This window comes from Actinophytocola sp. (assembly GCF_045807065.1).
Taxonomy (GTDB): Bacteria; Actinomycetota; Actinomycetes; order Mycobacteriales; family Pseudonocardiaceae; genus Actinophytocola.
The window spans coordinates 1-8,723 of record NZ_JBJMIE010000002.1 but is presented as its reverse complement, the minus strand read 5'-3'; the positions used below and the strand labels follow the sequence as shown (position 1 = coordinate 8,723).

8 protein-coding genes are annotated in these 8,723 nt (G+C 71.8%); 5 read left to right on the top strand and 3 right to left on the bottom strand.

What is annotated here, in order from left to right; genetic code table 11:
* Positions 1–492 (bottom strand): aminotransferase class III-fold pyridoxal phosphate-dependent enzyme (locus ACJ73U_RS00065; protein WP_407775383.1); only part of this gene is annotated, 492 nt, incomplete at its 3' end.
* A gap of 118 nt (positions 493–610) precedes the next feature.
* On the opposite strand from ACJ73U_RS00065, the gene ACJ73U_RS00060 reads away from it, so the two are divergent.
* A complete protein-coding gene (locus ACJ73U_RS00060; RefSeq protein ID WP_407775382.1) occupies positions 611–1,717 on the top strand; it encodes a CaiB/BaiF CoA transferase family protein in 1,107 nt (368 codons plus the stop codon).
* Positions 1,714–2,874, top strand: coding sequence for an acyl-CoA dehydrogenase family protein (locus tag ACJ73U_RS00055; protein ID WP_407775381.1), 1,161 nt, complete (start codon positions 1,714–1,716; stop codon positions 2,872–2,874). Before ACJ73U_RS00060 ends, ACJ73U_RS00055 begins: the two co-directional genes overlap by 4 nt.
* Here the strand turns inward: ACJ73U_RS00055 and ACJ73U_RS00050 are convergent.
* Positions 2,865–3,476: an FMN-binding negative transcriptional regulator gene (locus ACJ73U_RS00050; RefSeq protein WP_407775380.1), complete on the bottom strand. Its 612-nt coding sequence runs from the start codon at positions 3,474–3,476 to the stop codon at positions 2,865–2,867. The two genes, ACJ73U_RS00055 and ACJ73U_RS00050, sit on opposite strands and share 10 nt — an antisense overlap.
* Complete coding sequence (locus tag ACJ73U_RS00045) at positions 3,469–5,394, bottom strand: primary-amine oxidase (protein ID WP_407775379.1); 1,926 nt, start codon at positions 5,392–5,394, stop codon at positions 3,469–3,471. The genes ACJ73U_RS00050 and ACJ73U_RS00045 overlap by 8 nt, the downstream gene beginning before the upstream one ends.
* 149 nt (positions 5,395–5,543) lie before the next feature.
* Here ACJ73U_RS00045 and ACJ73U_RS00040 point away from each other — a divergent pair, with 149 nt between their 5' ends.
* The 3 genes from ACJ73U_RS00040 to ACJ73U_RS00030 form a co-directional block, all read left to right on the top strand.
* Complete coding sequence (locus ACJ73U_RS00040) at positions 5,544–7,229, top strand: ABC transporter substrate-binding protein (RefSeq protein ID WP_407775378.1); 1,686 nt, start codon at positions 5,544–5,546, stop codon at positions 7,227–7,229.
* A 65-nt stretch (positions 7,230–7,294) separates the two neighbouring features.
* Positions 7,295–8,251, top strand: coding sequence for an ABC transporter permease (locus ACJ73U_RS00035; protein WP_407775377.1), 957 nt, complete (start codon positions 7,295–7,297; stop codon positions 8,249–8,251).
* Positions 8,248–8,723: ABC transporter permease (locus ACJ73U_RS00030; RefSeq protein ID WP_407775376.1), on the top strand; the 476-nt coding region annotated here is incomplete at its 3' end. The genes ACJ73U_RS00035 and ACJ73U_RS00030, both read left to right, overlap by 4 nt.

Sequence of the window (8,723 nt, the reverse complement as noted above, 5' to 3'; positions counted from 1 at the left end):
CATGGCCATGGTGAGGTTCGTGCGGCCGTGGTAGGCGTGGTCGAACGCGATGATCGAACCCCGGCCGGTCGCGGCGCGGGCCACCTTCACCGCGTTCTCCACGGCCTCGGCACCCGTGTTGAACAACGCGGTCCGCGCGTCGGGTACCGGGGCCAGCGCGTTGAGCCGCTCACACACCACCACATAGGACTCGTACGGGTTCACCAGGTAGCAGGTGTGGGTGAACCTGCGCAGCTGCGCCGCGGCCCGTTCGGTCACCGCGGGCGCGGCGTTGCCGACGGTGGTGACGGCGATGCCGCTGCCGAGGTCGATGAACGAGTTGCCGTCGGCGTCGACCACCACGCCTCCGCCCGCGGACTCGACGAACACGGGCAGCGCGGAGCCGAGGCCGGCCGGCAGCGCGCTGCTGGCGCGGTCGAGCAGTGCGCGGGAACGTGGGCCGGGCACCTCGGTGCGCACGTGCCGGACCTGGGTGGGGAGCAGAGCGGTCACGAGTAGACACCACCACGGCGTCCCGGGCGAGTCGATGGCCGAGATGGCGTGTTCACCGAGGATCGACTGGACATCCCGTCCACTGCCGGTCCGTCGCCCATGCGGCAGGATGCGGGGAATGACTGCCCTGTCCGGTCTCGTGGTGGCCGACTTCAGCCGGGTGCTGGCCGCGCCGTACGCGACGATGCTGCTCGCCGACCTCGGCGCCGACGTGGTCAAGGTCGAGCACCCGGTCACCGGCGACGAGACCCGGGCGTGGGGGCCTCCGCACGTCGGCGACGAGGCGACCTACTTCCTCGCCGTGAACCGGAACAAGCGGTCCCTCGCCGCGGACCTCGGCCGGGACCGGGAGAGGCTGCTGGCGCTGGTGCGCCGCGCGGACGTACTCGTGGAGAACTTCCGACCGGGCACGATGGCGCGCTTCGGACTGTCCTATGCGGATGTGCGGGAGCTGAACCCCCGCCTGGTGTACTGCTCGGTCAGCGGGTTCGGCGCGGGGGAGGGCGCCGCGCTGCCCGGCTACGACCTGCTGCTGCAGGCCGTCGGCGGGCTGATGAGCGTCACGGGGCCCGCGCCGGACCAGCCGGTCAAGACGGGGGTCGCGCTCGTCGACGTGCTGACCGGGCTGCACGCGGCGGTCGGCATCCTCGCGGCGCTGCGGGAGCGGGAGACGAGCGGGGAGGGGCAGCTCGTCGAGGTGAACCTGTTGAGCTGCCTGCTGTCCAGCATGGTGAACCAGAGTGCCGGCTACGCGATGGCCGGGGTGGTACCGGGCATCCTCGGCAACCGGCACCCGTCGATCGCGCCGTACGAGGTGTTCGACACCGCCGACCGGCCGATGGCGCTCGCGGTCGGCAACGACCGGCAGTTCGCCAACCTGTGCACGGCGCTCGACCTGGCCGCCGACCCGCGCTTCGCGACCAACGCCGACCGGGTCGCGCACCGCGACGAGCTGGCCGCCCTGCTGTCCGAGCGCTTCGTGACCCGCACGGCCGCGGCCTGGTTCGAGCTGTTGACCCCGCTCGGCGTGCCGTGCGGACCGGTGCACGACCTGGCCGGCGCGTTCGAGCTGGCCAGCGGCCTGGGCCTGCGTCCGACGGTCCCGCTGGCCGGCCTGGACGTGGTCGCCAACCCGATCGGCCTGTCCCGCACCCCACCCGAGTACCGGCGCCGGCCGCCGGCGCTCGGCGAGCACACCGCAGAGATCACCGAGGAGCTGTCGTGACCGACCCGTTCGACCTGCTTGACATCCCGACCGTGCTGACCGACGAGGAGCGGGACATCCAGGCCACGGTCGCCCGCTTCCTCGACGACCGGGTCCGCCCGAACATCGCCGCGTGGTTCGCGGAAGGGCACTTCCCGCGCGAGCTGGCGCGGGAGCTGGGCGAGCTCGGCCTGCTCGGCATGCACCTCGACGGCTACGGCTGCGCCGGGGTGCACGCGACCGGGTACGGCCTGGCCTGCCTCGAGCTGGAGGCGGCCGACTCCGGGCTGCGGAGCTTCGTGTCGGTGCAGGGCTCGCTGTCGATGTTCTCGATCTGGCGGTACGGCTCCCCGGCGCAGAAGGAGGAGTGGCTGCCCAGGCTGGCGGCCGGCAACGCCATCGGCTGTTTCGGCCTCACGGAGCCGGACTTCGGCAGCGACCCCGCCGGCATGCGCACCAGGGCCGTGCGCGACGGCGCGGACTGGGTGCTCAACGGGACGAAGACGTGGATCACCAACGGTGGCATCGCGGACGTGGCCACGGTGTGGGCGGCCACAGAGGACGGTGTGCGTGGTTTCCTCGTGCCGCGCGGTACCCCGGGCTTGTCCACACACGACATCGAGAACAAGCTGTCGCTGCGGGCTTCGGTGACCTCGGAGCTGCACCTGTCCGACGTCCGGCTGCCGGAGTCGGCGCGGCTGCCGGCGGCACGCGGCCTGTCCGCGCCGCTGTCGTGCCTTTCCGAGGCGCGGTTCGGGATCCTGTTCGGCGCGGTCGGCGCGGCCCGCGACTGCCTGCACGCCGCACTGTCCTATGCAGACAGTCGAGTGCAGTTCGGCCGGCCCGTCGCCGGTTTCCAGCTGACGCAGCGCAAGCTCGCCGACATGGCGGTGTCGCTGAACACCGCCATGCTGCTGGCACTGCACCTCGGCCGCCTCAAGGACCGCGGCGACCTGCGGCCGGAGCAGGTGAGCGTCGGCAAGCTGAACAACGTCCGCGAGGCGCTGGCCATCGCCCGCGAGTGCCGCACCATCCTCGGCGCGAACGGGATCTCGCTGGAGTACGCGCCGCTGCGGCACGCGAACAACCTGGAGTCGGTCCTCACCTACGAGGGCACCAGTGAGATCCACACGCTGGTCATCGGCCAGGCGCTGACGGGGCTCGCCGCCTACCGCTGAGCCCCGTCCACCTCGGCCATCAGCCCGGCGACCGCGCGGTGGTGGTGGGCGCGGAGGTCCGCGCGGACCCGCGCGCGGACCTCCGCCGGCATGTCCTGGCTCAGCTTGAAGTTGCCGCGCACCTCCCGCACCAGGACCCGGAACGCGACCACGCCGTCCACCAGTTCGGCGAACCGTCCCCTCGACGAGGTCATGTCCCACGGCCGTGCCCGAGGTGACTCCGCCGCGTGGACCGTCTGCTCCACCACGGCAAGGGTCTCCTCGCGGTCGTCGACCAGCTCTACCGGACCCGTCACGTGCACGGCCGCGTAGTTCCACGTCGGCACCGCCGGCGTGTAGCCGTACGCGCTCGGGGAGACGTAGCCGTGCGGGCCGGAGAACACGACCAGCACCTCGTCGCCGAAGGACCTCCAGTGTGGGTTGGCCCGCGCCATGTGGCCGAGCAGCGTCGCCCCACGCAACGTGTCGCCGGGGAGGATCACCGGGGCGTGGGTCGCCATGGGAGGGCTGCCGTCGCTGACCACCAGCGCGAAGGGGTTGCGCCGCACCAGGTCCACCTCGTGCGCCGGCGACGGGGCGGCGTACCTGGCGAACTCATGCATGGTGGGAGTGGCAGTGGTCGGTCTTCGGCGCCGGGACGTCCAGCGTCGGGTTGCGGTCGAAGAAGCCCGACGGCTTCAACGTGAAGCCGCACGTGTCGACCGGCATCACCGGCCAGTCCTCCGGTCTGGGGAAGTGGGTGAGCCCGAAGGTGTGCCACACCACGATGTCCTGGCCGTCGATGTCGCGGTCCGCCGCCGTGTACGCCGGCAGCCCCTGACCCGGCGGGCTCTGGTTCACCAGGTCGCCTGCCGGGTAGCGCTCCGCGTCGGCGAACCGCGTCACCCACAGGTGCTTCGTGGCGAAGGCGGCCCTGCCGTGGATGGCCGAGCCCGGTGCAGCCTGCAGCACCGGAAGCCCCTGCGGCGTCAGGACGTAACCCGTGGCGTCGCCGAACCTGTTGCGCCGCTCGGGGTTCACGATGTGCCACACCCGGCCGCGCTCCGGCGCCGCCGTCCTGACCGCGGCCGACTCGGTGGAAAGCCTGCGGACGCTGCGCCCGAACGCGTTGCCGTACGGGTTGTCCGGCCCCATCGGCACCGGCGCGACCTCGACCTCGTCCACGGCGTTGCGGTCACCGTCGACCGCCATGTCCAGTCGCACGTTGAACAGGTGCTGGTGGTACGGCGCGGCCACCCCCGGCGCCACCTCCGACGCGTAGGGCGCGACCTTCTCGGAGTAGTGCGCGGTGAACACGATGCCGGTGGCCTTGCACTCCAGCTCGATCGTGCCGTCGAGGTAGAGGTACCAGTAGAAGCCGTAGTCGTAGTTGCCGACGGTCACGAAGAACGAGACCACCAGCCGCCGCTGCCGCCGCGTCTGCCTGCTGCCGTTGGCCGGGTCGGTGTGCTTCCACAGCACGCCGGCGTCCTCCTCGTGCACGCAGATCGCGTTGGTGATGGTCACCGGGTCGCCCGCGCCGTCGGCCACCACCGCGTCGACGTAGGTGATCTCGCCGAGACAGTCGCAGCCGAGCTCCAGTGAGTTGGCCAGCCTCCCCAGCTGGTACTCGCCGGTGTCGAAGTAGTTCTGCCAGAAGCGGACCGGGCCGGGGTCGGCGTAGGGCACGACCATCTCGGCCACCGACGCCCGGTACACCACCGGCCGCACCCGGTCACCGTCCCGGATGTCGATCCGGTGCAGGACAAGCCCTTCCCGCATGTCGTAGCCGAGCCGCACCCGCCAGCCCTCCCACCGCAGCAGGTTGCCGTCCAGTGTGAAGCTCGGGCCCTCCGGCTGGGTGATCTCGATCGGCCGCAACGTCGTGCGCGGTGGGCCGGACACGGCGGGGTCGTCGTAGTCGCCGGACTCGGTCGGGATCGGCGTCGCGCCGGTGTCGACGATCTCCACCACCCTGCGCTCGATCAGGTCGACGAACGCGACGAGCCCGTCGACCGGGTGCGCCCACACCATGGTGGACTCGTGCGGCCGCCAGTGCGCCAGCACCCGGACCAGCCGCCGCCCACCGTCCTGTACGGACTCGAAGCGCCCCGCCGACAGCGCCGCGAGGTACACCGCGGCCGGGTCGTCGATGCCGCGCCGCCGCAACGCCGCGGCCCACGACTCGTCCCCGGCCATGATCTCGCGGACCAGCTCGTGCTCCTCGACGAGCACCGGCACCTGGCCGGTCGCGGGGTCGATGGGCGAGCGGGTCACCACCGCCCGCTCGGTGAGGCTGACCAGCACGTCCTCTGCCGCGCCGGTCTCGACGTCCAGCAGCAGCACGCGGGCGGCACGGGGCACGGCGGCGCCGTCGCGCTCGTGGCGGGCCACGTCCGCCTTGGCCGGCTCCGACAGGCCGACGTAGGAGAAACGAGTCGCGGGCGCCAGCACCTCGGCGGCCTCGAGGATCTTCCTGACGTCGGCGATCTCCTCCGCACGCAGCGGGTCGAGGGGGTGGTGGTCGCGACTGTCGGTCACCTGCGGCTCCATGCTCTCGAAGACTGCGCCGGAACGTTCCGGCACTGGTGAAGGAGGCTAACCCGACCTACTCGCGGGGGTCAATGATCGGGGATAACCTGGACGGGAGGCTTGACGTGGGCCGAGGTGCGGCCGTTTAATCTCCACTCATGTCGGAACGTTCCGGCATCCTCCGGCGGTTCTTGCTGGCGACTACGCCGCGTCACCCCGAGAAAGCTGAGGTCCCGATGCGGATCCTGAAGAAGTGCACCTTCGCGACGGTCGCGGCAGTCGCACTGGCGGCCTGCTCGCCGGCCCCGGCACAGCAGCCCGGCGGGGCGAAGGAGCCCGGCTACCTGTCCGTCGCCGACTCCTCGGTGGCCGGCGGCGGCACCCTCGACCTCCAGATCCCCGTGGACAGCGGCGCGGCGAGCGGGCTCGACCCGCAGCTGGCCGACGTCGCCGTGTCGTGGCAGCTGATGTCGCTGTCGTACGACACGCTCGTCACGGTCGGCCCCGACTTCGCCATCGAGCCCGCGCTGGCCGAGAGCTGGGACACACCCGACCCCACCACGTACGTGTTCCACCTGCGCGATGGCGTGACGTTCTCGAACGGCCGCGCGATGGCGGCGGACGACGTGGTTGGCAGCCTGCGACGGCTGGTGGCCGGGCAGGGCGTCTGGCGCGCGCAGATCGGCCCGGTCGCCGACGTCACCGCGGTCGACGCGCAGACTGTCCAGGTGACACTGTCGGCGCCGTACTCGCCGTTCCTCGCCGCGCTCGCGAACACGCCGGCCGCGGTGCTGCCGATGAAGGAGGTCGAGGACGGCTCGGTCGACCTCACGAAGACGATGCTCGGCACCGGCCCGTTCGTGGTGTCGGAGCACCGCCAGGACGTGTCGTGGACGTTCGAGAAGCGCGACGACTACTGGGCGGAGGACAAGCCGGCCGTCGAGACCGTGAACATCACGATCGCGCCGCAGGAGCAGGCCAGGATCGCCGCGCTGCAGAACGGCAGCGCCGACCTGGTGGCACTGGGCAACGTGGACGCTCCCGAACTGCTCGCCGGCGTGCGGGGTGCGAGCGTCGGCACGCAGTCCACCACCGACTTCTACTACCTGATGCTCAACAGCAACGCGCCGGGCGGCAAGTTCGCGGACCAGCGCGTCCGCACGGCGGTCAACATGGCGATGCGGCGGGACGCGATCGCCGAGACCGCGCTGAACGGCCTCGGCAAGCCGACCGGGGTGACGCCGGCCGGCCTGCCGGACTCGTGCGACCCGGCCGCGCTGCCCTCGGCGAAGGCCACGCTCGACCAGGCACGTGCGCTGCTGCGGGAGGCGGGTGCGGAGAACCTGTCGTTCACGCTGTCGGTGTTCTCGACCGAGCCGGCGCCAGCGATCGCGCAGGTGATCCAGCAGCAGTTGGCGCAGATCGGCGTCGACGTGCGGATCGAGCAGCTTGACGAGGGCAGCTGGGCCGGCAAGGTCTACGGCTCGGCCCCGGCCACCTTCGACGCGGCGATGTCGTGGTTCGCCGGCTACGCGAGCGCCGGGATGGCCGCGCAGTGGTGGAACCCGGAGAAGGCGGTGTTCAACCTCGGCTTCATGAAGCCGAACCCGGCGCTGAACCAGACGATCGAGACGGCGATCGCCACCGAGGTCGGCCCGTCGCGGGCGGGCGCGCTCCAGGACCTGTGCACCGCGGTGGACGAGGACGCGCAGATGATCCCGCTCGTCACCCGGCCGGCCCTGGTCGGCTACCGGACGGATGCGGTGAGCCCGACGCTCTACGCCAGCGAGGGCTACGGCAACCTGCTCCGCGGCATCGCCGACTACCGGATGATCGCGAAGTGACGGTGCTGCTGCCGGCGGCGCCCGACGGCCGGGCGGGTGTCGGGCGCGGAGCGGGGGTGGGCTGAGTGCGGTTGCTCGCCTGGTGGTCGCGGCGGATGTTGAGCGCGGCGCTGACGCTGCTGCTGATCTCGCTGCTGATCTTCGCCGCCTCCCGGCTCATGCCAGGTGGGTTCGCCGAGGTCGTGCTCGGCCCGTTCGCATCCGCCGAGGAGAAGGCCGAGGTGTCCGCCAAGTACGGGCTCGACCGGGGCATCCTCACCCAGTACTGGTTGTGGCTGTCCTCGGCGGTCCACGGCGACTTCGGGCTCTCGATGATCACCAGGGAGCCGGTCACCACCGAGTTCGGGTTGCGGCTGCCGGTGACCGCGGAGCTCACCATCCTCGGCATGGCCGCCGCGATCGTGTTCGGCGTCCCGCTCGGCGTGCTGACCGCCATCCGGGCCGGCCGCCGGGGTGGCGGCGCGCTCGGGCGGCTGGCCAGCGGGTTCGGCGTGAGCGTCCCCGAGTTCGTGCTCGGCAGCCTCGTCGTCTTCCTCTTCTCCCGGTACGCGCTGGGGCTCACCGTCGGCGGGTACGTCCCCTTCGGCACCGATCCCGCGGCGAACCTGCGGGCCATGGTCCTGCCGGCCGCCGTGCTGTCGGTGTTCGTCATCGCCGTGACCGCCCGCACGACCAGGGACGCCGTGCTCACCGTCCTGGTCGAGCCCTACATCGCGGCGGCCGTCGCCCGCGGCGAGAGCCCGGGGTCCATCGTGCGCAGGCACGTGCTGCGCAACGCCTCGATCCCCGTCATCACCGTGCTCGGCACCGTCACCGCCTACCTGCTGGGTGGCGCGGTGATCGTCGAGTACCTGTTCAACCTGCCGGGCATCGGCTCCTACGTCGTCCAGGCGGTTGGGCGCCGGGACTATGCCGTGGTGCAGGCCGGCGTGCTGCTCGCCGCCGTGGTGTTCGTGGTGATGACCACCCTCACCGACGCCGTCGCCGGTGTGCTCGACCCCCGGTTCGGGAGGTCGGCGTGACCTGGTGGCGGAAGGCGGACTGGCTGACGAGGACCAGCGTCGGGTGTCTCGCGGTGCTGGTGGGGGTCTCGGTCGTCGGCACGGTGTTCGGGATCGGCGGCGAGCCGGACGCGATCCAGGGGCCTCGGCTCGCGCCGCCGAGCGGGGAGTGGCTGCTCGGCACCGACCAGCTCGGCCGGTCGCTGCTGCCGAGGCTGTTCGAGGGGATCGTCACCACCCTGCTGCTGTCGACGGCCGCGGTGCTGGTCACCGCCGTGCTCGCCACCGTCCTCGGCCTGGTCGCCGGGTACTGGGGCGGCTGGGTCGGCGAGGTCGTGCTGCGGCTGGTCGAGGTGCTGTACTCGTTCCCGACGATCGTGCTCGCCATCCTCGTCGCGGCCGTGCTCGGGCCGGGCCTCACCGCGACCGTGTGCAGCACCGTGCTGATCACGATCCCGCTGATGACCAGGCTGGTTCGCGCGGCGGCGGTGAT

What these genes read in the sequence shown, in the direction of transcription:
- ACJ73U_RS00060 (WP_407775382.1), top strand. Translation starts at nt 611, where the DNA reads ATGACTGCCCTGTCCGGTCTCGTGGTGGCCGACTTCAGCCGGGTGCTG.
- ACJ73U_RS00050 (WP_407775380.1), bottom strand. Translation starts at nt 3,476, where the DNA reads ATGCATGAGTTCGCCAGGTACGCCGCCCCGTCGCCGGCGCACGAGGTG.
- ACJ73U_RS00040 (WP_407775378.1), top strand. Translation starts at nt 5,544, where the DNA reads ATGTCGGAACGTTCCGGCATCCTCCGGCGGTTCTTGCTGGCGACTACG.